This window comes from Pseudoalteromonas pernae, from assembly GCF_039831865.1.
Lineage (GTDB): Bacteria > Pseudomonadota > Gammaproteobacteria > Enterobacterales > Alteromonadaceae > Pseudoalteromonas > Pseudoalteromonas pernae.
Genome location: NZ_JBDODM010000006.1, coordinates 41,332 through 65,996 on the forward strand (window position 1 = coordinate 41,332; position 24,665 = coordinate 65,996).

General features: G+C 44.4%; 22 protein-coding genes. 7 read left to right on the forward strand and 15 right to left on the reverse strand.

All coding sequences use genetic code 11. The features are described 5' to 3' along the window. Positions 1-4: 4 nt before the first annotated feature. Positions 5-838 carry a S1/P1 nuclease gene (locus tag V1358_RS14175; RefSeq protein ID WP_347393940.1) on the reverse strand — a complete coding sequence of 278 codons (834 nt, stop codon included), beginning with the start codon at positions 836-838 and terminating at the stop codon, positions 5-7. A gap of 209 nt (positions 839-1,047) precedes the next feature. Here V1358_RS14175 and V1358_RS14180 point away from each other — a divergent pair, with 209 nt between their 5' ends. Together V1358_RS14180 and V1358_RS14185 are read left to right on the forward strand one after the other, a co-directional pair. After that, positions 1,048-1,941 (forward strand): PhnD/SsuA/transferrin family substrate-binding protein, encoded by an 894-nt coding sequence (locus tag V1358_RS14180; protein WP_347393941.1) that lies wholly within the window; start codon positions 1,048-1,050, stop codon positions 1,939-1,941. Further along, positions 1,938-2,927 (forward strand): hypothetical protein, encoded by a 990-nt coding sequence (locus V1358_RS14185; protein ID WP_347393942.1) that lies wholly within the window; start codon positions 1,938-1,940, stop codon positions 2,925-2,927. Before V1358_RS14180 ends, V1358_RS14185 begins: the two co-directional genes overlap by 4 nt. Here V1358_RS14185 and ushA read toward each other — a convergent pair. Together ushA and V1358_RS14195 are read right to left on the reverse strand one after the other, a co-directional pair. Next, entirely contained in the window at positions 2,914-4,533 is a 1,620-nt protein-coding gene (ushA, locus tag V1358_RS14190; protein ID WP_347393943.1) for a bifunctional UDP-sugar hydrolase/5'-nucleotidase UshA, read from the reverse strand. The two genes, V1358_RS14185 and ushA, sit on opposite strands and share 14 nt — an antisense overlap. Positions 4,534-4,581: 48 nt before the next feature. Continuing rightward, positions 4,582-4,764 (reverse strand): hypothetical protein, encoded by a 183-nt coding sequence (locus V1358_RS14195; protein WP_347390017.1) that lies wholly within the window; start codon positions 4,762-4,764, stop codon positions 4,582-4,584. 234 nt (positions 4,765-4,998) lie between these two features. Here V1358_RS14195 and V1358_RS14200 point away from each other — a divergent pair, with 234 nt between their 5' ends. Beyond that, positions 4,999-5,745, forward strand: coding sequence for a peptidylprolyl isomerase (locus V1358_RS14200; RefSeq protein ID WP_347393944.1), 747 nt, complete (start codon positions 4,999-5,001; stop codon positions 5,743-5,745). Here the strand turns inward: V1358_RS14200 and V1358_RS14205 are convergent. After that, positions 5,737-6,150 (reverse strand): MAPEG family protein, encoded by a 414-nt coding sequence (locus V1358_RS14205; protein ID WP_347393945.1) that lies wholly within the window; start codon positions 6,148-6,150, stop codon positions 5,737-5,739. The genes V1358_RS14200 and V1358_RS14205 overlap by 9 nt on opposite strands. A 198-nt stretch (positions 6,151-6,348) precedes the next feature. Between V1358_RS14205 and V1358_RS14210 the strand changes: the two genes are divergently transcribed. Next, the gene (locus V1358_RS14210; RefSeq protein WP_347390014.1) at positions 6,349-9,219 is read left to right on the forward strand and encodes an insulinase family protein; all 2,871 of its coding nucleotides are present in this window, start codon (positions 6,349-6,351) and stop codon (positions 9,217-9,219) included. Between the two features lie 50 nt (positions 9,220-9,269). Here V1358_RS14210 and V1358_RS14215 read toward each other — a convergent pair whose 3' ends face one another. The 3 genes from V1358_RS14215 to V1358_RS14225 are packed head-to-tail and all read right to left on the reverse strand — an operon-like array spanning position 9,270 to position 12,788. Next, positions 9,270-9,908: a PqiC family protein gene (locus V1358_RS14215; RefSeq protein ID WP_347393946.1), complete on the reverse strand. Its 639-nt coding sequence runs from the start codon at positions 9,906-9,908 to the stop codon at positions 9,270-9,272. Further along, positions 9,908-11,566, reverse strand: coding sequence for an intermembrane transport protein PqiB (pqiB, locus tag V1358_RS14220; RefSeq protein WP_347393947.1), 1,659 nt, complete (start codon positions 11,564-11,566; stop codon positions 9,908-9,910). The genes V1358_RS14215 and pqiB overlap by 1 nt, the downstream gene beginning before the upstream one ends. Next, positions 11,559-12,788: a PqiA/YebS family transporter subunit gene (locus V1358_RS14225; protein WP_347390011.1), complete on the reverse strand. Its 1,230-nt coding sequence runs from the start codon at positions 12,786-12,788 to the stop codon at positions 11,559-11,561. Before V1358_RS14225 ends, pqiB begins: the two co-directional genes overlap by 8 nt. Before the next feature lie 200 nt (positions 12,789-12,988). Between V1358_RS14225 and V1358_RS14230 the strand changes: the two genes are divergently transcribed. Then, the gene (locus V1358_RS14230; protein ID WP_347393948.1) at positions 12,989-13,714 is read left to right on the forward strand and encodes a substrate-binding periplasmic protein; all 726 of its coding nucleotides are present in this window, start codon (positions 12,989-12,991) and stop codon (positions 13,712-13,714) included. A 15-nt stretch (positions 13,715-13,729) separates the two neighbouring features. Here the strand turns inward: V1358_RS14230 and V1358_RS14235 are convergent, their stop codons facing one another. After that, entirely contained in the window at positions 13,730-14,521 is a 792-nt protein-coding gene (locus tag V1358_RS14235) for an acyl-CoA thioesterase (RefSeq protein ID WP_347393949.1), read from the reverse strand. 184 nt (positions 14,522-14,705) lie between these two features. On the opposite strand from V1358_RS14235, the gene dnaK reads away from it, so the two are divergent. Then, complete coding sequence (dnaK, locus tag V1358_RS14240) at positions 14,706-16,628, forward strand: molecular chaperone DnaK (protein ID WP_347393950.1); 1,923 nt, start codon at positions 14,706-14,708, stop codon at positions 16,626-16,628. Positions 16,629-16,866: 238 nt separating this feature from the next. Beyond that, entirely contained in the window at positions 16,867-17,994 is a 1,128-nt protein-coding gene (dnaJ, locus tag V1358_RS14245) for a molecular chaperone DnaJ (RefSeq protein WP_347393951.1), read from the forward strand. A gap of 37 nt (positions 17,995-18,031) precedes the next feature. On the opposite strand, the gene V1358_RS14250 is transcribed toward dnaJ, so the two are convergent. From V1358_RS14250 to V1358_RS14280, 7 genes are all read right to left on the reverse strand, one after another. Beyond that, positions 18,032-18,250 (reverse strand): hypothetical protein, encoded by a 219-nt coding sequence (locus V1358_RS14250; protein ID WP_347390006.1) that lies wholly within the window; start codon positions 18,248-18,250, stop codon positions 18,032-18,034. Between the two features lie 101 nt (positions 18,251-18,351). Beyond that, positions 18,352-18,768 (reverse strand): hypothetical protein, encoded by a 417-nt coding sequence (locus tag V1358_RS14255; protein ID WP_347393952.1) that lies wholly within the window; start codon positions 18,766-18,768, stop codon positions 18,352-18,354. A gap of 890 nt (positions 18,769-19,658) precedes the next feature. Further along, positions 19,659-19,985: a hypothetical protein gene (locus V1358_RS14260; RefSeq protein WP_347393953.1), complete on the reverse strand. Its 327-nt coding sequence runs from the start codon at positions 19,983-19,985 to the stop codon at positions 19,659-19,661. Between the two features lie 30 nt (positions 19,986-20,015). Beyond that, positions 20,016-21,044 (reverse strand): ABC transporter ATP-binding protein, encoded by a 1,029-nt coding sequence (locus V1358_RS14265; RefSeq protein ID WP_347393954.1) that lies wholly within the window; start codon positions 21,042-21,044, stop codon positions 20,016-20,018. 22 nt (positions 21,045-21,066) lie between these two features. Then, entirely contained in the window at positions 21,067-22,557 is a 1,491-nt protein-coding gene (locus tag V1358_RS14270; protein WP_347393955.1) for an ABC transporter permease, read from the reverse strand. Continuing rightward, positions 22,557-23,597 (reverse strand): ABC transporter substrate-binding protein, encoded by a 1,041-nt coding sequence (locus V1358_RS14275; RefSeq protein ID WP_347390002.1) that lies wholly within the window; start codon positions 23,595-23,597, stop codon positions 22,557-22,559. The genes V1358_RS14270 and V1358_RS14275 overlap by 1 nt, the downstream gene beginning before the upstream one ends. Beyond that, positions 23,598-24,410 carry a hypothetical protein gene (locus tag V1358_RS14280; RefSeq protein ID WP_347393956.1) on the reverse strand — a complete coding sequence of 271 codons (813 nt, stop codon included), beginning with the start codon at positions 24,408-24,410 and terminating at the stop codon, positions 23,598-23,600. It lies immediately after the preceding gene. Positions 24,411-24,665: the final 255 nt, after the last annotated feature.

Consider the following 24,665-nt stretch of genomic DNA (forward strand, 5'->3'; position numbering starts at 1 on the left):
GCGGTTATCCCGCTGTCCCTTGATATATGTGATTCAACAGCGCGCTTAAACGCAGCCCGCCACGAAGCAGTTGTTGTTCTAATATAGCCTTATTTTCATATACATAAGCGTAGCTTATGCGCTCTGGAGTATCTGTGTAGATAGCTGAAGCTAGATTATGCGATTCCAATAACCAACTTTTTACGTCGATATCTTTTTTGAATTCAGACGCTTGCCCACGTTCACAGCACAAAAAAGAGACATATTCAGAGTATGAAAGCTGTTGGTTATCAATTAATTGGCTGTCCCAAAGACGATGTAGGTTGGTAACCTTGCCAAAAAACTCGACGTTAATTTTGTTGCCGCCTCTGTCTGCCGAGCGACCCACGTGAAGTGGTTGGTGAATATCACCGACTAGATGAATTAAGAATTTGAGATAGAAAGCCTGATCTGCAGCAGAACTACTAGGTGAACTTAATACTTCAATGGCGGTCAAAACTGCGCTGTAGGCATCTGCGATATCGTGTTTATGTTGCTTTGCTTTGTATGGAGCTAAGAGAAAATCGTCTTTGGAATCGATATTAATATAATGCCAGCGTGATGATTGTCGTTGCCAAAATTCATTTGGATTAGAGCGCATTTCATCAGCCCAAGTGCTCACTTGTGCAAGGCTGTGATTACCCAAAATTGCCATTATCCGCGCTTTTGCTTCAGCAGATAAGTTTTGCTGAGCAATCTCACCAATAATTCGATGACCATTCGCTCCCCAGGCAAAAGCGTGGTTTGTAAAGGTCATGATCAAGAGCACTGTAGCTAATACAAAAGCCGTAAAGTGTTCGCGAATATGCTGTAAATCCATTGTTGTTATCAAGTTGCACTGTTGCCTTGTTGGTCTAAATTTTCCAAGTTTTTTGACCGAAAAAAAAGGACTTAATGGGATTCATAATTACTTGTTAATATATATTTTAAATCAATAGGTTATGAATGACGAATAAAATTACTTATTGCAATGAGTAATAATAACTGTTGAAATAACGGCAACAGAAATTGATTTGAACACAAACTCAATTGCAATCACTAAAACGCTTGCGCGACCGTGCGCTAATTTTAACAACTATTATCATTGTGGGTTTGCTGAGCTATTTGGTCGGTGAGCGCAGTGCTGCGTTACAGTTGCCGCAGTTAGATAATGTTGTTGAAACATCGTTTAGTTGTAAGAGTAAGAGCGATGGCAACAAAACGCAGCTCACGATTTTTGCGCAGAGCCAACCTATAGCAACGGATTTAGCACAACAGTTGTGTAATAACGCGGTGGTATCAAAGCAATATGGTGAGGTTCTCGCTTATTGGGGCGGAACTTCTCAACATGAAGTCAATTTCCTAGGTAAAGGATTGGCCCACCTTATACTCGCCAAAGATAACCTTATTGATGCTTTCGACGCGCGCAGTACTTATGGCTATTACCCAGTTATTGGCTATCCATCTTACACCGCTTATTTTATCGGAAGCCATGAAAAACCCCGTTTAGATAAAGCTTACTTTCTCGATAAGCGCATCGGCCTTATCGATTACCCAACCAGTCGTTCTGGGCACATTATCCCCAAACAAGTTTTTAAAGAACTCGATATTAATTTAGATACGTTAAATATTACTTTTGCTAACTCTCATCAATCTCTGAGGGACAAGTTAGCTAAAGGGGAATTGGACGTCATTGCCTCATATTGGCAACAAACTGACGATGAGCGCTTTTCTGCCAACTACATCACCGCAATCGGCAGTAACATTAGCGGTAGCCATTGGTATCTAAAAAAGGCAGCGGACAACCCTGACTTAGCCTGCGCCTTGCAAGATACTTTGCTCTCGATGGCAAAAGCGCAAACGTCAACCTACTTCAGTGGCGCCAAAGCATACTGGCAATGTAGTGACGCTCAAACCGTGCAGTTTATAGAGAATGACCGATGAAAATTCGTAGAGTTATTTTGTCACTAATGAGAAAGAAGTCCCAGCCGGAAAAATTCGATGCGCACAGGGCAATCGCATATTTCGGCGCTGTTACCTTGATTGTCAGTGTCATTGCTTTTTACTTTGGTGCGATATCGAGTTGGCAACAAACACAAACTACGGCTTTATCTCAGTTGAAGACGCGAATCGCGCTTGATTCACAATATATCGGTCTAGCAAACCCGTTGTTAGAGGTTCCTGCGGACAAATCAAAAACGCAAGAGTATATAGAGGCCTTAAATACCAAGTTACAACAGCAAAATTACCCACTACGGGTGAAACGTATCGGCATAGATAGTATTGAAGCCTCCGGTCATGAAGCTCATTTGCAGTTATCGTTGCCAGGAGCAACCTCGGTCAACGTTATATATTCTATGCAGACGATGCCATTTGCTACTAGGGTGAGTGCCTTGTCTTTGTTTGTAACGCTTGTTGCTATGCTTTTGGTATGGCCTTGGTTTAAAGCGATGCAAACCAAAATTATCCGGATGCAGGCCCAGCCAGAACAAGAAATTGAGCAAAAATATCTGGTGGTTGATTTAGCTGATAAAACCATCCGTTTTGGTGAGCACGGAGAGCGGGTTAAGTTAGCAAATAAGCCATTGTGTTTTTATCTCGCTTTGCTTGAATTTGCTGTCGAGCACTCTAATGTGACGCTAAACCAGAATAAAGATGTCCCAGAGGACTTACTGGAGTTAGCTCATAAGTATTTTGCACGGCTAATTGAATTAGGTCACACGATTCGCAAAAGACCAAATTTTAGTAACAGCCTAGAGAAGACGCTCAGTGAAATCCGCGCCGCGTTGGATGAAGCGTTTGCGAGCGATGGTGAGTACAAAGACCCATATTACCCACCCAAAGCCCACGGTGAAGGCTCACGTTCTCGCGTCCATCACTACGGGCTCGGGGTCGAAGACTCTCAGTCCTTCATCATTATTGGCAAGTAACCGGCTTAGGCACTTTGATATTGCTGATTGGGCTGTGTTCTTTTACATAAGCACTGAGAACACTGGCATCCGAATCGCCAGTGTCAACAAAACGCGGATCGGTGTTTAGTCGGGGGAAGCCATCTCCACCTGCGGCGTTATAGCTGTTGATACTCATACGGTAAGTTTGGTTAGGCTGAACTGCTGCGCCATTGATGCGAATATTGGTAAGCTTACCTTGTTCACACATCGCGCTTACACCATTAAAATGTGTATAAGCACCTGAATCTACAGGGTATTGCGCAACCTTTTTTACATAGGCTAGAGCTTCTTTTCCGGTGAAATCGATATAACCAATGCGATTTTTGAATGGGTGAACGCGCAAAATATCTTTGTAGTTAATATCGCCAGCAGCAATCGAATCGCGTATGCCGCCACCGCTGATAATGCCAAAATCGGCATTCACATGCTGCTTTTGCGCGGTAGTGATGAGTTGGCCCAAGTTTGTTTGCATAAAGCGCACTTTCTTTCTGTCGCCCTCTAAACGAATTTCGGTGTTACCCAGCGTGACACTCAATTTCTTTTGACCCTTTGCTTGATAAGGTGCCAAGAAAGCCTGCATTTTCTCATCAGGGGAAATGAAATCAGTACTCCACTGGCCAGTTTCGTCTTTCAGGTTAACTGGGTGCAGCTTGTAGCTCACCATTGTTACTTGTTCATCTTGAATCGCAAAACGTGCTTCGCCCACATATTTACCCCACTCATGTGCTTGCATGATCCAAACATCATTTTGCTGATCAGGTTGACACTGCATTGTGGGCTTATATGCATCATTATTTACATTAACGCCAGCCATACACACGGGTTCTTGTGAGTGGCCACCGATGATCATATCAATCGCACCTTTTGGTAGTTGCCTCGCTAACGTAACATCGCCTGGGGCATTAATACCGTGCTTGGCATCACTGTAGTGACCCATATGGGTTACTGCGATGATGACGTCAGGACGGTTACGCTCGATTTCTCTGAGCACTTCGGCCGTGGCTTCTGTTGGGTCAATGAAGTCAAAATCAGCAATGAAGTCAGGGTTCGCTATTTTAGCTGTGTCGGTTGTGGTAAGCCCTAGTACAGCGATATTTAAGTTGTTTTTATTAATAAAAACATACGGCTGATAGGCATGTTCACCCGTTGATTTACGTTTGATGTTCGCACTTAACAGAGGGAAGTTCGCCCATTGGCGCTGTTTTTCAAGTACGGCGAGGGGGTTATCAAATTCATGGTTACCAATGGCCATTGCATCATAGCCTAGCATGCTCATGCCTTTGAAATCTGGTTCAGCCTGTTGTAAATCTGACTCAGGAATACCTGTATTGATGTCACCACCGGAGAGCAATAATACTGCATCATTGCGATTAGCGGCTTGCAGTCGCAGTTGTTTGAGCAGGGTAGCGCGGGCCGCCATGCCATATTCACCTTTGTCGTTTGGCCAAAAGCGGCCGTGGTGATCATTGGTATGCAACACCGTCAGGTATTGTACTGGTTGTTCTTGTGTGGTGTTGTTAGTGGTCGCTGCATTATGCGAACACGCACTTAATAATACAGCTGAAAGTAAAAATAACAGGCGCACGTCATGTATCCCGTTGGAGTGAATAGTGCGCCTGATCTTAAAGTAGTTTTATGAAGATTTCATTAGCGATTGTCGTGCCGCTTGCTCTCTGCGTTTTAATTCTTCTTTGGCAATCGATGCCTTTTGGTGATTGATACCCACCATCCAAGTTAAGAAAGATGCGGGTACTTGTTTGTATGACTCGCCTTTATGGACGCCAAAATCACAGATCATGTTGTTGTTATTATTCATGTGTGCTGATTTCATAGTGCTTAATCATGGCCATCATCTTAGGCAATTGCTTTGCATTTGATAAGACCAATATGTTTTAAAATTTATAATTTAATAACTTTTGGTTATTAAAGAAGTGTACAAATGTAACCCGCATTAACAACTAGGTATCAATTTGTTTTTGTGGCGTTTTAATCATGGTTTCCTGAATAAAGTATCAGTATGGTTGGACAAACCTAAATTTGAGGAATCACTATGAAACCGACTATTGCCGCCGGCATTATTGCCACTATGGCTGCTGCTTATAGCTCATTTGCTGATGCTACCATTGTTGAATTTCAAACATCACAGGGAAGCTTTCAGGTAAATTTATTTGATCAAAAAACGCCTAACACGGTCGATAACTTTCTTGGCTATGTAGACAGAGGCGATTATCGCTCTAGTTACATTCACCGCTCAGTATCTAACTTCATTGTTCAAGGTGGGGCTTACACATTTGATGATCAAAGTGAGATTATTGCGACACAGAGTCCGGTTGTGAATGAGCCGGTTTATTCGAATGTGGCCGGCACCATTGCCATGGCGAAACGTAGCGGTGACAAAAACAGTGCGACGAGCCAGTGGTTTTTCAATGTCGGTGACAACAGTGCGAATTTAGATTTGCAAAACGGTGGCTTCACTGTGTTTGGTCAAGTCATCGGCGATGGTCTTGAAATCGTCAAGAAAATTAACTCGATGGATACGTGTGACGATGTGCCGGTCACTAATTACACTGCTGATGAGTGTCGTCAAGGCGCGACATTGACGAGCGCTAACCTAATGATGATCAATGATATTGTGATCATTGATAGTGATCCAAATTCAGCAATCGATTTATCACCAGTGGAAAATACTCTGATTGCCGACAGTGAAACGGACTCGAGCTCAGGTGCGGCATGGTGGTTAGCGCCACTGGCATTGCTGGTAGCGCTACGTCGCAAATCTGCTAAGGCGTTAAACTAATCGCCAAACTAGGGTGATCCACATCAACAGCACCACTATGCAGCCGGCTAGAAACGTCATATAGCGCGATTTTAGATGGTTGCTAGTTACGTGAATGATGCTATGAATCACCCGAGTTACAACAAATAGCCAAGCTAGACCGACAAAGAGGTAGCCAACGCTATTAGTTGTTAAAGCGGCCAACGTCGCCACATAAAATAAAACGGGGATTTCGAACTGGTTGATGAAGTTTCTACCTGCAACTTGAACATGCTCAGGCGCCTCGCCCAAATCCATCGTGTTAAATTGCTTCATTTTTATTTGTTTTTGTCGTGCCGCTGCGAAACGGCGTCGTCCCATGATAACCATCACTGCTAGTGTCAGTAACACTTGAGCAAAAAGGGCAAGCACAAGCAATTGAGTCATAATTAATCCCCAAGAAATGAATTGATAGCATAGCTTTATAGTATTAATCGCCAGCCTAACATAGATATTGCCTAAGTGTTGGTATTATGCAAATAAGGATTTCATAATCTGTTACAAACTTAATGACATTAAGCATTGCATTTTAGGGTGTGATTTTTGATTATTGGCAACTACGTCTAACACAAAGATCACCAAATAATGAAAAAAACACTCGTTCTTAGTGCCTTGAGCCTAGCAATTCTAGCAGGGTGTAACTCAACACCAACTTCTTCTACTGCAAGTACACAACTTATTCCTGACAACCTTGTGGTTAGCCCCAATGACAAGCGTGCATACGAGACGCTAAAACTTGATAACGAAATCGAAGTCATCTTGGTGTCGGACCCAAGCGCGGAAAAATCAGCCGCGGCGTTGAGCGTGGGTGTAGGCTTACTGCATGACCCTATGTCTCAGCAAGGTATGGCTCACTATTTAGAGCACATGCTGTTTTTAGGTACTGAGCGTTACCCTGATACTAAGGGCTACAGTGACTTCATGACTAAAAACGGTGGCGCACATAATGCCTACACTTGGTTAGATATCACCAATTACATGTTCAAAGTGAACAACGACGCCTACTCAGAAGCGCTTGACCGTTTCAGTGACTTCTTTAAATCACCCAAGCTTTATCCTGAGTACACAGACAAAGAAAAGAACGCTGTAAATGCGGAATGGTCAATGCGTCGTGAGATGGACTTTTTTGGGCAATTCAAACTGGCGCGTAAAATGATGGGTGAACACCCAGCCAACCGCTTCTTAATCGGTAACCTTGAAACACTAGGCGATAAAGAAGGCAGCTCACTGCATAAAGAAACAGTCGAGTTTTACAACACTTACTATTCCTCGAACATCATGAAGGTGGCGATGATCTCGAATCGTCCGCTTAATGAAATGCGTGAGTTGGCAACCAAGTACTTCGCCGATATTAAAAATAAGAATATTGACAAGCCAAGTGTGACAGCTGAGTTGAACTACGATCAAGTAGGCGGCAAGCGTGTTTATTACAAGCCAAATGAAGATGTAAAACAGCTGCAACTGGACTTTGTGATCAAAAACAATATGGGCGAGTTTGCACACAAGCCTAACCGATTTGTTTCATACCTATTAAGCAACGAAATGCCGGGTAGCCCTGCACAAATCTTACGTGATAAAGGTTGGGTTTCTAAGCTAAGCGCTTCAAGCGCGGCGAATAAATACGGCAACTATGGTGAGCTCAATGTCAATGTCGAACTGACCGATATCGGTATGCAGAATCGCGAGGAAATCGTTGCAACCATCATGCGTTATATCGACCTAATCAAGAAGCAGGGCGTTGATGCGAAATACTTCAACGAAATTCGTACTTCTTTGAATAACCAATTCCAGTTCTTAGAAAAGAGTGATGAATTTGGTTATGTATCGTCATTGACGCAAAGCATGCAAGATTACCCTCTAAACAACGCCATTAACGCACCGTTCTACTACCCTGAATTCAACGAACAGGCGATTCAAAATGTGTTAGAACAATTGAACGCGGATACCTTGCGCGTGTGGTACGTGTCTAAAGAAGAACAAACCGATAGCAAATTGCATTTCTACGATGGTGAATATCGTATTGAAGATATCAGCGCTCAAGAGCAAGCCAGTTGGCAACAACCAAGCCAGTTTGCGTTAGCATTACCGAGCGTGAACCGCTTATTACCTGAACAATTCGATATTAAGAGCGCGAAAGCACAAGACAAACCACGTGTGAGCTACGAAAAAGAGGGTGTGAAGGTATGGCTACAACCGAGCCAGTACTTCGCTGAGCAACCAAAAGGCCTTGTAGAGGTTTATGTTAATAGCCCTGTGAAACAACAGGATATTAAAGCCGGTGTGCTGATGAATTTATGGGCAGATTTGTATAATCTGTCACAAACTGCATTAGCAACTGAAGCCAGCATTGCAGGCATGAATGTAGGCATGGACCCAGGTAACGGCTTTAGCTTAACTGTAGGTGGCTTCACTGATAAGCAATCTGTATTACTGACAGAAGCCTTGAAGAACTTGAATCTTGACGTAGACCAGCAAGCATTTGACCAAGCTGTAGACCGCTACGTTCGTAACTTGATGAACGCACAAAAGCAGTTCCCATTCTATCAAGCGTTCGGCGTGTATTCTGATCTGATCCGCTCTGGTAACCATGATACAGACAAGCTCATTGCGACGGCTAAAGCATTAACTGTTGCTGATTTGGAAGCCTTGATGAGCGATGTATTAAGTCGTAATAACGTGCGTGTGTTCGCATTTGGTAACTATGACGATACCAGTGTAGAGCAAATCGCTAAAAGCATTGCCAAAGCGCTACCACAACAGCAAGAAGATACGCCATACGCGCGTTCACAAGTCTGGAAGCCAGTTCCAGGTGAAGTATTCGTGATGCAAAAAGACATAGATGTTGCCGACGTTGCGATTATTGATATGACTTATCACCCAACGCCGGGCTACGCTCAAAAAGCGGCGGCTGCGGTATTGCAAGGTCATTTCCGTACTATTGCATTTGATAAGTTACGCACAGAAGAGCAGCTGGCTTATGCGGTAGGCGCTCTTGCTCGTCCACTGGATGATTATGCCGGCCTTGGTTTATACATCCAGACGCCAGTAAAAGGTCCTAAAGATATGCAAGCTCGCTTCGATAGCTTCAAAAAGCAATATCAGCAAGAGCTGGCAAACTTAGACGAAGCTACTTTTATGCAACTTAAAAATGCCACTTTGGTGTCGTTGAAAGAGAAGCCGAAGAACTTGAACGATGAACTTGGTCGTTTAATTAACGACTGGTATCGCGAAGACTATAACTTCGACAGCAGAGCGAAATTGATTGCCGCGGTTGAAGAAGTCACATTGGATGATATTAAAGCTTTCTATCAGCAAACTATGATGAACCCTAAAGCGGCCCGTTTGAATGTTCAGCTGCGCGGTAGCAAGTTTGCCGATCAAGACTTTGCTGACTTAAAAGGTCAGACGAAACTCGAATCGGTTGAGCAATTCCAAAAAGCTATTCGCTGGCAATAATGAAAAAAGGCTCCTTTAGGAGCCTTTTTTATGACCATGGCCAATAATTTTTAATTGGCCATGTTTTCTTTAGCAATCAGTGTGTTGATGTCTGTACTCATTTCACTAATACTGTTTTTCCATGCACCTTCAAGCGCCTTTGCTAATTCGCCATAGCCGTCATCCGCTAACGGCTCAGTGTGGGCAAAACGAGCAATTTTCAGTACGTGTAATTTACCTTTGTTATCCACTTTCGATAAGCGCCATAAACCCGCGATTTCAGCGTTATTATCGAGACCAGCATTGAATTGCTCGACATCTATATCAAGCTGAAAAAATGCTGACTCTAATTGCTCCGCGTAGACATCTGCGCCTTTAACTACCAGTACGTTATTGAGTTGGCGCATAAGCTGCGTTTGGGTGTAACTTACCAACATTTGCGCCGGCGCATCGGCCCAAAAATGTGAATTAGCGCTGTAAATTTCATGTTCAGAGAGTTTGATCACCATGGCGCGGTTATTCAAGGTGCCATGCACTTTGATTGGACTCAAGCGCAGTAAATACTGAGTTTGCTCACGCACTTGGCTTACTGAACTGATATCGGCCTGATTATTATTAAACTGATAATAACGTAAGTCAGACGGTGATCCTGAACTTGAGCAGGCACTTGCCAAGGCAATCGCAATGATTGGGGTCGCAAATCGAAACATTAATCTTTACTCCTCGGCGTTGGGTCTTTGGCTAATTCTTTATCAAAAATCAGCATATTGGGTTGCTCGTTAAGGCCACGAGACAGTGGCTGCAGCTCATCCATTAAGCGTCTTACTTGTTCAAGTGTTGATTGCATTTCTTGATACATTTGTGAACCGTTCTGGAAGCTCGCCATCGTTATCTCAAACTGCTCCATGCTTTCTTCAAATTGGCGCATGCTCTGACTGATATCGGCCATGTCTTTGCTGATATCCGTGGCTAAGGTGCGTGTTGATGGGTCGTTCATGAAGGTGCGCATGTCAGTGGCGAGTGCTTCGTAATTGGCCATCGTTTGCTCAAACTGTTCCAAGCTACTTTCGATCTGTAGGTTCTTAACTTTGTTGAGTACATCGTTAACTTGGTTGGCTAATGCCGAGATGCCACTGGAGGTGCTTGGGAATACAGTAAAGTCACCGCGTTTACCTAAAACACCAGGTTCCATATCGGGATACATGTCTAAGTCAACATACACGGCGCCAGTCAATAAGTTCCCCGGTTTGAGCGATGCGCGTAGACCCTGATTCAACCATCCTTGGAGGCTGTTGGACCAGTACTCTCGAGCCATTTGTGTGTCTCGATACAAGCGCCCAAATTCAACGCGTATAAGTACAGGTACCGATACACTTGAATCACTAAAGTGTGCAGGTGCGCCATCGATGAGCACTTGTGCCGGCACTTGTTCCACGGTGCCGATACGCATGCCTCGGTATTCCACAGGTGCGCCTTCGCGCAAACCGCGAATTGATTGTTCAAATTGAATTAAATAATGTTCAAAATCATAGAATCGTTGCTCCAGTGCCGCATTGTAGCTTTCGCTCAAGCTAAATGTATGACCTTCACTTACGAGTGGCCCCGGTGCATCGCCATCAGGGATCCCCAGAGAAATGCCGCCTTTGATGAGCTTTGATAAAGAACCAGTTTTCACACTGATGCCGTCGGCTGAGAGGTCTACTTCAATGCCGGATTGCACCCAAAATACTGTGTTTAGTGTGACTAAATTTTCATAAGGAGCGTTAATGAACAAACCGTAACGCATTTGCTGTTTATCCCAGTCGAAATGCGCTGTTTCGATTTGCCCGATTTTGTAGCCCTTGTAGTAGACACCTGTGCCCACTTCCAGCACTTCTGCATTGCGACTGGAGAGCTTAAAACGAGCCCCTTCAACGTCATTACCAATTAATGCTGGCTCATCGAGTAGGTCAAAGCGAATCACGGTGCGCGTACTTTCTCCTGGTGAAAACTCCAGATACACGCCAGAGAGTAGGGTGCTAAAGCCACTGACTCCCGTTTCATCTATACGCGGCCTTACAACCCAAATTTTTGCGTCTTCGGTCAGCAGTGAGTCATAGTGTTTGTCTATTTGCGCGCGCACAATGACGTGGTCGCGGCTATCACCAAGGCGAATTGCATCCACCACACCGATTTTCACACTGCGGACTTTAATCTCGGTTTTGCCAGCAACAATACCCTCGGCATTAGCCATCTTTATGTAAATAGTTTGACCTTTGTCGAGCTGGTATTGCAGCAACATCCATGCGCCAACAAAGAGTGCGAGCAGCGGTATTAACCATATTGGCGATATTTTTTTAGCTGCTTGAATGGTTGCAGATTCAGTCATTAACTACTCTCTTTACCTGTTCTGGTGAATCCCAAATTAGTCGGGGATCAAATGAGTGGGCAGCAAGCATTTGGCAAATAACCATTGCGCCAAAGCACATAGCGCCAAACCCTGGCTCCACCGACATTAAATTACCTAGTTGCACTAGCGCCACTAAAATAGCCACAACAAAAACATCAATCATAGACCATTTTCCAATAAACTCAGTGACTTGATATAAGCGGGTATAGACTTTCGAGCGATTGCCGACCCGTTGATAAACCATAAAACATAACGTACCTAAAACCAGTGCTTTAGCAATGGGCACAACAACACTGGCTAAAAATATAATGCTGGCAATCGGGTAGGAGCCTGCTTTCCAGAGCAAAATGACCCCGCCGATAAGCGTTGAAGGCTCTTTGTCACCAAGACTTGTGGTGTACATAATCGGTAGTACGTTCGACGGAATATACAACAAAACAGAGGTCGCAAGCCAAGCTGCAGCCTTTTGCACACTTTGCGCATTACGAAATGTGGTTAAGGTGTTGCACCGTGGACAACGCTTTTGCGGTGTTAATTGGTGGCACACATGACATGCCCTTAAATGAGCATCGATAGCTCTGGGGCCATTGGTTATTTCGACGTCCTGGTAGGGCATAATTTGTTGCCAAAGGCGAGCATGGTTCACTTTACAAAATGCCCAGGTATAACAAATTACAAAGCCGGCGTAAGCCCAAAAACTGTTTCCAAAGGATACATCAGCAAGGCTCATAATCTTCACCATGCTGATCAACACGCCAACTAAAAATATTTCTGACATGACCCAAAGCTCTAGTGCAGACATTAGTTTCAATAAACGCCGGCCCCACACTTTGGGAATAGCTTGCAATAACCCCATATGCAGGGGGATAAGCAAAATCAACATTAACAGAGGCAGCAAGATAATACTGGTGTCAATAAAGATGCCAAGCAAGGTGCTGTCGTAATTAAATAACATGCGCCCGGCATCTGGCAGAGTAATGGTTTGTGTCAGGCCATTACTGGAAAAAGATAAAAAAGGATAGAAGACGGAGCTGAGCAGTAAAATAATGGCACTGACACTCAACGCTATGACCTGACCATCTGAATTTTCAGCGCTTTTTAGCAACTGACTGTGGCAATGAGGGCAGTGTGCAACGTCTTTGGGATTTAGATTTTTGGGAACTGAAACGATGTAGTCACAGTGTGAGCAAGCTATATGCATGTATTCCCAAGGTATTATTATTCCTGCTTGTTCTTAGAATAGCTGTTTTAACTGTTAAAGCCTAGCACCTTTTTGTTACTCGTACAGGCGTGATAGGCGGATATGCTCTAAGCTCTAGAGAAAATAATTTAGCTTTAGGCCGGTTTATGAGAGCGACGCATATCAGATACTTCATCTGTTCAGCTTTGTGTGCGTTTTCAGTGTTCACAGCTCAAGCAAGCAATCCAATAGTGCCACCTGAGCCTGTCGTAGAACTTGCAGTCGCTAAGCATCTTCCACCTTACTTTTTCAAATCCAGTAATGAAGGCATAGAGCAACGAATCGTTGAGCAAGCAATACAGTTGGCGGGTTTAGGTGGACTTAAATTGCATTATTTAAGCTACCCTAGGGCTGAATTGGAATTGGCTTCAGGGACAATCAACGGTGCCATAAACATACCTAAAGAGAGCAATGTACCGGGCTTTTATTCTGATACCCTGCTTTATTTTCAAAATGTCGCGGTCACGCTTACCAAAAATGATCTGACGGTAGATTCTATCGATGACCTCGCAAACTATCGCGTTTTTGCCTTTGGTAATGCTCATAAATATCTTGGCGAGCGCTTTGCAAATGCAATCAAAGGTAAAAGAGATTATGAAGAGTTCACCAATCAATTTGCGCAAGTCACACATTTAATGAGTGAGCATGCACAGGTCATCGTGCTTGATAAACGAATTTTCATTTATTATTTAAGGATGTATGAGAGGAATAATCAGGCCATGGATGTGACCATTCACCCCATCTTTGAGCCCTCGCCGCGCCATATTGTCTTTAATTCTGAGGCGGTGCGTGACCAATTTAATCGTGGATTGGCCTATCTTAAAGCCACAGCAAGGTATGAAAGCATTTTGGCCAGCGCACAAACACTGGCCATGATGGAAGAGTAACTTGCTATTTAGACATCAGGCAAACAGGGCAACCGTCTGCTTACTCTGAGCAATGACCGCACCTGACTCACTGTACAAAATGGCATCTTCATACGCGTAGCCGTTATGTGCAGCAGTAGTTGTAATATCCACCCCCACCCATTGTCCGGCTGCCAATGTAGGCAGGTGTAAACACTCAACATGCCAACTCATGCTACTCGCAGGTGCTGGAGTAGGGAATACTTGCAGCTGCGAAGGTGGCCAACTATCGATTAGGGCAATTAAGTGAGTCCAATTATAGTTATGGGTTTGCGCTTTAAACCGCATCCAACCACTTAAATCGGTGCATTGTGTACCACTGTAAGGCATGCCACCTTCTACCAAATTCAAATCCACAAATTGGAAGAAGTTTGGCATCACATCTTTTACAAAGGGCAGACATTGCTGCGCATTCGGCGCTTTTTTATCGTTGAATTGAGCAAAAGGTACTTCGACGATGGAGTTTCTGTCTTTGGCGAATAGACCTTGAACAGTCAAACACACTTGGTCATGTTGGGTGATTGTTGCTGCGTACTGACTTGAGTTTTTGCCTTCACGCAACAAATTAAAGGTAAGAGTAAATGGCTCATCCGGCGCGATAGGACCAATGAATTGGGCACTAAAGGAGCGCAATGTTCTTTCGTCATGGCAATGCAGCAGCATTGATTGCAACGCGAATGCGCAAGATAGACCACCGAAGGCTGTGCGTCCCTGTGTCCATGAGTCCGGAAATTGTAGAGTTTGGACATCACTTTGTGTGACCAAAGCCATAAGTTCGTCAAAAGTCATATTATGATCCCTTTTTGTTCTTGTCGGACCAGTTTACTCCCTAAATTATCTTTTTAGAGGGGACAAACGAAAAAAAATTAAAAAAAACGAAATTTTTTTATGAATCACGCTTGAATTAGCAAAACTGACCCCTATCTAGTAGACATCAATCATGTAAACAGATTTTTGAAGTTGGAGAAGATTCATGGGTAAGATTATTGGAATCGACTTAGGTACTACTAACTCGTGTGTAGCAGTACTAGATGGTGATAAGCCACGCGTAATTGAAAACGCAGAGGGCGATCGCACTACCCCTTCTATTATTGCGTTCACCGAAGACGGTGAAACGCTAGTAGGTCAGCCGGCGAAACGTCAGGCGGTTACAAACCCTACAAATACACTATACGCTATCAAGCGTTTGATCGGTCGTCGTTTCGAAGACGAAGAAGTTCAACGCGACATCGGCATCATGCCTTTCAAAATTGTTAAAGCTGACAATGGCGATGCATGGGTTGAAGTAAAAGGCGAAAAGCGCGCTGCACCACAAATTTCTGCAGAAGTGCTTAAGAAGATGAAGAAGACCGCTGAGGATTACCTTGGTGAAGAAGTAACAGGTGCGGTAATCACAGTTCCTGCATACTTCAACGATTCACAGCGTCAAGCAACGAAAGACGCTGGCCGTATTGCGGGCCTTGATGTTAAACGTATCATCAACGAGCCAACAGCAGCGGCACTTGCATACGGTATGGACCGCAAGCAAGGTGATAACGTAGTTGCAGTATACGACTTAGGTGGTGGTACGTTCGATATCTCTATCATCGAAATCGACGAAGTTGAAGGCGAGCACACATTCGAAGTTCTTGCGACGAACGGTGACACGCACTTAGGTGGTGAAGATTTCGATAACCGCGTTATCAACTACCTAGTAGATGAGTTCAAAAAAGAACAAGGTATTGACCTTCGCACCGATCCGCTAGCGATGCAGCGTGTTAAAGAAGCTGCTGAAAAAGCAAAAATCGAGCTTTCAAGTGCACAGCAAACTGAAGTAAATCTGCCATACGTAACAGCAGATGCAACAGGTCCTAAGCACATGAACGTGAAGCTAACGCGTGCAAAACTTGAGTCACTTGTTGAAGACCTAGTAACTAAGTCAATCGAGCCGCTTAAGAAAGCACTAGCAGATGCAGATCTGTCTGTAGGTGATGTAAATGACATCATCCTAGTGGGTGGTCAAACACGTATGCCTCTAGTACAGAAGACGGTTGCTGAGTTCTTTGGTAAAGAGCCACGTAAAGACGTTAACCCTGACGAAGCGGTAGCTGTTGGTGCTGCGGTTCAAGGTGGTGTACTAGCTGGTGACGTAAAAGACGTACTACTACTAGACGTTATCCCTCTGTCTCTAGGTATCGAGACAATGGGTCAGGTTATGACTACGCTAATCGAGAAAAACACGACGATTCCAACGAAGAAGTCGCAAACATTCTCAACAGCAGAAGATAACCAAAACGCAGTAACTATCCACGTGTTGCAGGGTGAGCGTAAGCGTTCAGCGGACAACAAGTCACTGGGTCAGTTCAACCTTGAAGGTATCCGTCCAGGGCGCCGTGGTGAGCCGCAAATTGAAGTAACATTCGATGTTGATGCGGACGGTATCTTACACGTATCTGCGAAAGATAAAGATACAGGTAAAGAGCAGAAAATCACTATCCAAGCTTCTTCAGGTCTAAGCGATGAAGAAGTAGAAAAAATGGTACGTGACGCAGAAGCGAATGCCGAGGAAGATAAAAAGTTCGAAGAGCTTGTAACAACACGCAACCAAGCAGATGCGATGGTTCACGGCACACGCAAGCAAATCGAAGAAGCAGGCGATGCACTTCCAGCAGAAGACAAAGAAGCAATCGAAGCAGCCGTTGCTGAGCTAGAAACAGCAATCAAGGGTGAAAGCAAAGATGAAATCGATGCTAAAACTCAGGCGCTAATCGAAAAGTCACAAAAGCTAATGGAAATCGCGCAAGCGAAAGCCCAGCAGCAAGGTGGTGCTGATGCTGGTGCGCAAGGCCAGCAACAAGCTAAGCAAGACGATGATGTTGTTGACGCTGAGTTTGAAGAAGTGAAAGACGACAAGTAATTAACTTGTTGCACACAGGGCGCGCAGGCAACAGCTTGACGCGCCCTTAGTGTGTAAATTGCCAAAAATAACAAGAAGGATCTGGCCAGAGCTTACTTTGCCGGATTTGTTTTTTTAAAGAAGCATGTGCTTCGTGGCGAAATTTGAGTTCGAAATTTTAAAGTAGTGGTTGTATGAGACACTCGTTATAACCACTGATATTGCAGCCCAGCTGTAAAATATTTGAGTAGTGGTAGATATGTCAAAACGCGATTATTACGAAATACTAGGCGTAGCAAAAGACGCTAGTGAACGTGACATTAAAAAGGCTTATAAGCGCCTGGCGATGAAATATCACCCGGATCGTACTGCCGGCGATAAAGAGCTTGAGAGTAAGTTCAAGGAAGTAAAAGAAGCCTACGAAATCCTCGGCGATGCACAAAAACGTCAAACTTACGACCAATATGGTCACGCAGCGTTTGAGCAAGGCGGTGGCGGTGGTCACGGTGGCTTTAGTGGTGGCGACTTCGGTGACATCTTTGGTGATGTGTTCGGTGATATCTTCGGTGGCGGTCGTCGTCAATCACGTCAACAACGTGGTGCGGACTTGCGCTACAACATGGAATTGAGCTTGGAAGAGGCTGTACGCGGTAAAGAAGTTGAGATTAAAGTGCCGACGTGGGTTGCCTGTGAACCGTGTGACGGTTCAGGTGCAAAAGCTGGTTCTAAGCCAAAAACGTGTGGCACGTGTCATGGTGCAGGCCAAGTGCAAATGCGCCAAGGTTTCTTTGCTGTGCAGCAAACCTGTCCAACCTGTCAAGGTACTGGCCAAGTTATCTCAGATCCATGTAATAGCTGCCACGGCCAAGGCCGCGTAGAAAAAACTAAGACCTTGTCTGTGAAGATTCCAGCAGGTGTTGATACGGGTGACCGTATTCGCTTAGCGGGAGAAGGTGAAGCCGGTGCGCATGGTGCACCAGCGGGTGACTTATACGTGCAAGTGAGTGTGCGTGATCATCCAATCTTCGTTCGTGATGGCAACAACCTGTATTGTGAAGTGCCAATTGGCTTTACCACGGCTGCGCTCGGTGGTGAAATCGAAGTACCTACACTTGATGGCCGTGCAAAGCTTAAAGTGCCTGCTGAATCGCAAACGGGTAAGATGTTCCGCATGCGCGGTAAGGGTGTTAAATCTGTACGTTCGGGCGCCGTTGGTGACTTGATATGTAAAGTGGTTATAGAAACCCCAGTTAACCTGAACAGCGAGCAAAGAGAGTTATTGGAACAATTAGAAAAGAGCATGGGCAAAGATAGCTCAAAGTATCGTCCAAAGGAGAAAGGTTTCTTCGATGGCGTGAAAAAGTTCTTCGATGATTTGACTAAGTAACTTAAAAAAAGCGCCTAAGGGCGCTTTTTTGTTGCCCTTAATTCAGCAGTACTGCGAATCCTGAATCACATCGACACATATTTGCTCGTTCGCTGTAGTGTATATCGCGAATCGTCACTTTTTCCTTGGTCAATTGTTCACAGCGCTGCACACATTGGCGCTGATGATCCCAGTAATTGTATTCACTCTGTACTAACCAGGTAACAACCGCACATACAAGTAAGATAGTTAGGGTTCGAAAGCGCTTGGTAAGCATAATCGTCTCTCCCATCAATGTGCATGTTATATAACTTTAGCCTAAAGAACCCGAATACCGCGCTAAAACCTGTGATCTCTCATTCAGATAGCAAATGCTAGTTACTGGACTTTGCAAAAGTACTGTTTAATATGCCATTGAGTTACTCGAACATAATAACAATCACCCTCAAAGGTTAGAGTACGCTTGATATCTGCTCGTTGGCTGATGTCGAAGTGGGTGGTTTCGATTGTGTTGTCGTTTAAAACAGCTACTTTGTAAGGTAAGAACGTAAGCTGCTCAGGCATCAGATCTTCAGTATAGGTTGCAAAAGTGTCTTCTCGCACAACATATACCAACTTTGAAAAATCTAGGTCTCTGAGCTGCAGACGTTCCTCGGTTGTGATGCCTTGAGTAGCATACAAGCTCTGCAGTGTTTTCGCCTCATGCGCTTTCCAAACACCAACGTAAAAAGGCGTGTTGCCAGCTTCGAAAACTAACACTGACAAAAGCAAAGAAAGTAAAAGCGTGATCTTCATAATTCCATCTCTTGCAATCCATTTGTCTTAGCCTACGCGCTGTGTGAAACACCTAATTCACTGTGCGCATTGTCTACCTCTGAAACTGCCAGTACGAATGTTCAGAGCAGATACCATAGGAGTACCTAGTTAGTCGGTGAAAACATCGATGGAAGGGAGTGACGATGTACTGCAGTGGAACGTCAACCCACCTGCTGTGTTTGTCATGCGACTCATTATAAAGAGTATAGTTCTTTCTACGTTGGCTAATTTAAAAAAAGACCAATATAAATATAAGTCTATGAAGATATTAAATTTGTTTTTTAAAGAGAATTAGTCTGCGAAAATTGAATTTTTAATTGGGTATATAGTTCATTTGTTTATTTTTCAGTATGTTATAGTGGTTTGACTCAAGGTTGTTAACTGTTTGAAATATTTATAATTAGTTTATATTGCAGGGAGTTGATAGACTGATTTAGGTGTTTATAAGTGAATGGTTTATTTGAAATTATCTAATCATAATTGTCGATTTTCTCTTGGCTGTTTTAAGCACTGATAGCATTGCCTTGTTTGCGAAGAAATAGCTGAATATCATCGCTATACTGTATATCAGAAATAAGGTTACAGGTAATGATAACGGCAATTCAATTACCTAAATCGTTAAATTAACCCGCAAAGCCTATATAAATTGCTGTATGGGATATTTCGTCTATCTGTGTAGAGTTGGGCTAGTTAGAATTGGCGGAAATTATGGATATATGCTCTTCCAAAGGGAGCGGATTTGTATTTACCTAGCAGAAGCACTCGAACTTAAGAGGCAATTCGCATTTTAGCGAGAAATCAAAAGACGCAGTGACTGGTCGAAACTGTCAATGCTTTTAACTCATTCTGACACCTGTACTTGTCACTCTCTAATTGTATGGCGGTCTTTGAAGTCTGAGCCAGAGGTACATGGTACCGATCACGGTGCCCATAGGCACACTGAACAACAGAAAAACTGAAATGGGCAGTGCGAATTTATGGACGGCGCTATTGCCTTTGCCCAAATAAATACCCGTTAACAACGCTAAAAAGTGAATGACGAGGTTGAGTACAAGGAACCCATATATGATGTACAGCACAGGTGTATTAGGCGTTTGTAAGGACAGGAAAAAGCCATATGCAATCATTGCTATGAGTAATGATAGGGCACCGTATACACCCATTGCGATCCCTAACACTCTGTATTGCCTATCCATGGTATACCTTTAAAGAATTGATTCCTGTACTTACTTTAGCAATGCTTTGTGGCGCTTGTAAACCGCGAGGGGGTGAGAAGTAGAAAGTGAAATATGCACTTTGTCGCCCGGACGAACGACCACTTCGTGGCTTACCCGACTGGTAACCACCGTTTTACATTGGAGTTCTACCGCACATAAGCGGCTGCCACCTTCAAATCGAACCCAAGTTACTGTGCCATTGTGGTTTGGCTCATCTTGAGCGAGTAACACGTCATCTGGACGCAGTAGGACATCAACTTGTCCCTGCTCACAATCCACTCCTTGTGCAGGTGCAATACCAATTGCGGTACTGGCTTGTCCCTGTTGAAAATTGCCAGATATAAAGCTCGCCTCACCTAAAAAGCGCGCTACGAAGCGGTTGCTGGGAAGGCTAAAGCAGTGTTCAGGCGAATCGATTTGCTGAATACGGCCTTCTTTTAAAATGCCAACTCGGTCACCAACTGACAAGGCTTCTTCTTGGTCGTGTGTCACCCAAATTGCAGGAACGCCGGCTTCTTTAAGGGCGTTGCGAATATCCCAACGCAGAGTGTCTTTAAGTGCTGCATCCAGGTTTGATAATGGCTCGTCTAAAAGCACAAAATCAGGTTGGTGAGCGAGCGTTCTTGCCAGTGCTACGCGCTGCTTTTGGCCGCCTGACAGTGTTGCCGGCTTCTTGTCACGAAATGCGCTCAGCCCCAAGAGTTCAATCCAATGATCAGCAATTGCAGTGTCTTTTAAACGAAAGCATATATTTTGCTGCACAGTCAGGTGAGGGAAGAGGGCAAAGTCTTGGAACACCATACCTACATGACGCTTTTCTGGTGGTACATGATTCTTTGGTGTTGCGCGCCACTTGCCTAAATTAACTTCCCCCTCAGAAATAGGGATAAGACCAGCAAGCGCTTGTAAAATAGTACTTTTACCACAGCCCGTTGGGCCAACTAACATGAGGATCTCGCTCTGCTCAAGCGACAGGTTCAAGTCACTGACAACACGAGTGCTACCGTAATCGATAGACAACTTACTCACAGACAGCATGTTTTTCTGATCCTTAAATATATTAATGACTGCGCTTTTCGCCAGAGAGCATAATAGCTAAACCACAGGCCGAGATCACCACAAGCAGGAGCCCGGGAATCGCAGCTCTGCCAAAGTAGCCAGCTTCATAAACACGCCAAAGATATGTCGATAATGTCTCAAAGCCCGTTGGTCCAAGCAGCAGTGTCGCTTCTAACTCACGCATTGACTCTAAAAACACTAAAGCAGCACCGGCCACTATTCCTCGGGCGGTCAAAGGCAATGTGATACGAACAAAGGCTTCTTTTGGGCTTGCACCGAGGACGCGAGCAGATTTCACCAAGCTTGCATCTAAATGCTCTGTGCTGGTGCGCACCGAACCAACAGCCAGCGGCAAAAAACGTAAAACGTACGCAATAACCAACAGGGCAAGAGTTTGATAAAGCATAGGGAGCTGTAATCCGCCATAAACCAAAGCTGTGCCCATAACGATGCCTGGAATGCCAAAACCAAAATAGGTGATACGCTCCATTATCCGCCCAGCTTTTCCACTGAGCGCTGCATGAGCAACAGGAACAGCTACAATAACCGCAACAATTGCAGCAATACCTGATGCGTAGGCAGAGTGCCAAGCGATGCTAAAGTCGAAATCTGCCGAGCCGTCGCGTGCTAACCACAAACAAAATATTCCCAAAGGTAGGCCGATAGCCAGCAACAGTACTGGCATAAAAGTCGTGAACATCAGTCCCAATTGCAAGGGGGTTGGGAATAACATCAAGGGCCGACCATGGCGCTCGGTTGCAGTTTTTATTTGTGACTCAACAAAGAGTAAGAAGCCCACAATACACATGAGTTGCAGCGACAACATCGCAGCTCGTGACAGACCAAAGGCATTGTATTCCACATAAATTACACGCGTGAACGTGTCTAAACGCATCATCGCGGGAGTACCAAAGTCAGATAAGGTGTACAAGGCTACCAATAATGAGCCAGCGGCTATGCCATTAACGACGCGAGGAAGAATAACTTTAAACACACTCATCGTCATCGACATGCCTAGCACACGAGCGGCGTTCACCATGCTGGCATCTAAACTTAGCAAAGAAGATCGCGTAGTCATCATGACAAATGGAAATGTGTAAAGTGTCATCACGATGGCTGCGCCACTTAAGCCGTACATTTGCGGTGTTTCAATGCCTAAGAGGTTGTTGATTTCTCCACCTAGGCCAAACGCTGCGTAAAGTGTGAATGCGCCAATGTAACTGGGTATAGCTAAAGGGGCTGCAAATACGACCAACCATATCTTTTTAAAAGGCAGGTGTACATAAGCGCTAATAAAAGCTAAAGGGACACCAATAACGATAGAACCAAGCACTGTAAGTGCCATTAGCGCTAACGTATTACCTAAAATGGTAAGGTTGTGGCTGTCGAAAAAAGATGTTGCATCACTTGCTAATGTTACCAGCACATACACCGGGGTTAAGGCTATGAGCGCTGCAAGCAGCGCTACTGGATATGAGGCAGGAAGGCGCATTAAAGCACACCGTTGTTACGCATTAAATCTAGAGTAGGTCGAAGATCTGCAAGTTGTGTTAAGTCTACTTTTGGCGGTGCTAGGCTTGTTAGTGTAGGTAAGCCTTGTGGTTGTTCAACACCGTTAATAAGCGGGATTTCATAGGCTTCACGCGCTAAATAGCCTTGTACTTCTTTACTAAGTAGATAGCGCATAAAGTTGCTTGCTAATGGGTCTTTGTTCAAGGCAAGGATGCCAGAAGCATTCACTAAACAACCTGCGTCGTTTTTAGTAAATGCCAAGTCCAATTTTGCATCTGGCTTACCCGCTTTTAAGCGCAGAGTGTAATAGTGATTAGCGAAACCAATATCGACCTCACCGCGCTCCACAGCCATCACGACGCCGAGCTCACCCGCATAGGATTTGGCGCGTTTTTGCACCTTCTTGAGCCATTTTGCGGTTTTATCATCGCCTTCGAGTAAACGCATCGCCGTAACAAATGACTGGAAAGAGGCATAAGCAGGTGCCCAACCAATTGACAGGTCACTGTCAGCAATTTCCATGATGCTTTGCGGAATTTGCTCTTTCGTTAGTCGTTCAGTATTAAATGGCAGCGTGCGCACTCGACCGGTAACTGGCGCCCAGCCTTCATAACGAAATTGTGGTTGTAACTGTGCAGATAAATCTTCTGGAACAGGTTGCGCCAGTCCTGCGTCCGTGACCAAGCCAATTGCTCCGGAGTCTACGGCCCAGAAAAGGTCCGCTCTGCGCACCCCCATTTTCGCCTCAGCAACAATAGTATTGGCTAGAGCGGCGGTAGGACCACGACGAATGCCAAGCTCAAAGTTCGGGTTTTTATCTTGAATTGCTTGCAGGACATTCTCATATAAACCGCCTTCTCCTCGGCCAAGGTATAAGGTCAGCTTCCCCTCCAAAGAGGGAAGATCGTTTACTGAGACTGGATTCGCTACACTCGCCGCAAATGCGCGACCTAGGGGAAGCGGTAAGGCACTGGCAACCCCAAACGCAGCGAGGCCTTGAATAAAGGTCCTACGTTTCACTTAAAATACATCCTTACGGGCTTTTTCTGCTTTTTCAATTAACGACTTAGCGCGATCAAGCTTTGATTGCATTGCCACTACAATATCACGTACATCGTTTACGCTTTTGCCATCTGCAATTGCTTTAGGCAAGGTCACGTTGAAATCTTTTTCCAAATCCTCAACTAACTCAGCATCTTGCTCAATTAGCGTGCCCTCGACACCTTCAAACAAATGTAGGTAAGTGTCATGAACAATAGCCGTTGCTTCTTCGCTCAAACGCTCTGCGTATTTTGCGACTACACGGTCAAGTTTGTGTTTAATTTCATCAATGGTGGCGCTTTGCGTCATAGACTCGCTAGCAGTTGCTTTGACAGTCTTCAGTAAGCCTTGTTGCTGGTATTGTGCGGCAAGTTTGACTGCACCTAATCCTTCATACAAGGCTCGGTTTAAAGCAGCTTGATGGGTACGCACGGATTGTGCGGACTCTTTATTATCAATGGCCATTTTTACGCCATATAAACCCTGCCAAATTGAGGCGTACACAGGCACATAATTCGTTTCGATGGCACTGTGAAATTTAACTGATTCCCAATATTCAACAAGATCATCAGAATTGATGCCTTTATTGCCATTGTTTTCATAGTCAGTCACCATGACATCAACTTTACCAATCATCCATTCAACTTCTTCTGAATAGTCTTTTAAGTTTTCTTGAAGATGATTAACGTGTTCGCCAATTGGGCCATTCGCTAGAGCTGGTTGAAATGTGAAAGCACAGGTCATGATCAAACCAGCACTCAATGCTTTTACCGACTTAAAAACTACATCCATTAGATAATCCAATGCTAATTGTAAATGATATCTATTATCATATCCGTACGTGTTTGCTAAATCAATACGTTAACGCCCAGACATTTACCACCGACGGACATTTTAATTAAGTTGTGAACAAAACAGTTTGAATGGGTTGATAATGTTGAAAACGTGCTGTTTAAATGTAAAAGAGGTTGATAATGTATGAGCATGGGCTTGTTTTTAGGGTTTGATGCTCTGTTACATACAAATCCAATTAAGCGTTTTCACGTG

What these genes read in the sequence shown, in the direction of transcription:
- V1358_RS14175 (WP_347393940.1), bottom strand. Translation starts at nt 838, where the DNA reads ATGGATTTACAGCATATTCGCGAACACTTTACGGCTTTTGTATTAGCT.
- V1358_RS14185 (WP_347393942.1), top strand. Translation starts at nt 1,938, where the DNA reads ATGAAAATTCGTAGAGTTATTTTGTCACTAATGAGAAAGAAGTCCCAG.
- V1358_RS14195 (WP_347390017.1), bottom strand. Translation starts at nt 4,764, where the DNA reads ATGAATAATAACAACAACATGATCTGTGATTTTGGCGTCCATAAAGGC.
- V1358_RS14200 (WP_347393944.1), top strand. Translation starts at nt 4,999, where the DNA reads ATGAAACCGACTATTGCCGCCGGCATTATTGCCACTATGGCTGCTGCT.
- V1358_RS14205 (WP_347393945.1), bottom strand. Translation starts at nt 6,150, where the DNA reads ATGACTCAATTGCTTGTGCTTGCCCTTTTTGCTCAAGTGTTACTGACA.
- V1358_RS14210 (WP_347390014.1), top strand. Translation starts at nt 6,349, where the DNA reads ATGAAAAAAACACTCGTTCTTAGTGCCTTGAGCCTAGCAATTCTAGCA.
- V1358_RS14215 (WP_347393946.1), bottom strand. Translation starts at nt 9,908, where the DNA reads ATGTTTCGATTTGCGACCCCAATCATTGCGATTGCCTTGGCAAGTGCC.
- pqiB (WP_347393947.1), bottom strand. Translation starts at nt 11,566, where the DNA reads ATGACTGAATCTGCAACCATTCAAGCAGCTAAAAAAATATCGCCAATA.
- V1358_RS14225 (WP_347390011.1), bottom strand. Translation starts at nt 12,788, where the DNA reads ATGCATATAGCTTGCTCACACTGTGACTACATCGTTTCAGTTCCCAAA.
- V1358_RS14235 (WP_347393949.1), bottom strand. Translation starts at nt 14,521, where the DNA reads ATGACTTTTGACGAACTTATGGCTTTGGTCACACAAAGTGATGTCCAA.
- dnaK (WP_347393950.1), top strand. Translation starts at nt 14,706, where the DNA reads ATGGGTAAGATTATTGGAATCGACTTAGGTACTACTAACTCGTGTGTA.
- dnaJ (WP_347393951.1), top strand. Translation starts at nt 16,867, where the DNA reads ATGTCAAAACGCGATTATTACGAAATACTAGGCGTAGCAAAAGACGCT.
- V1358_RS14250 (WP_347390006.1), bottom strand. Translation starts at nt 18,250, where the DNA reads ATGCTTACCAAGCGCTTTCGAACCCTAACTATCTTACTTGTATGTGCG.
- V1358_RS14255 (WP_347393952.1), bottom strand. Translation starts at nt 18,768, where the DNA reads ATGAAGATCACGCTTTTACTTTCTTTGCTTTTGTCAGTGTTAGTTTTC.
- V1358_RS14260 (WP_347393953.1), bottom strand. Translation starts at nt 19,985, where the DNA reads ATGGATAGGCAATACAGAGTGTTAGGGATCGCAATGGGTGTATACGGT.
- V1358_RS14265 (WP_347393954.1), bottom strand. Translation starts at nt 21,044, where the DNA reads ATGCTGTCTGTGAGTAAGTTGTCTATCGATTACGGTAGCACTCGTGTT.
- V1358_RS14270 (WP_347393955.1), bottom strand. Translation starts at nt 22,557, where the DNA reads ATGCGCCTTCCTGCCTCATATCCAGTAGCGCTGCTTGCAGCGCTCATA.
- V1358_RS14280 (WP_347393956.1), bottom strand. Translation starts at nt 24,410, where the DNA reads ATGGATGTAGTTTTTAAGTCGGTAAAAGCATTGAGTGCTGGTTTGATC.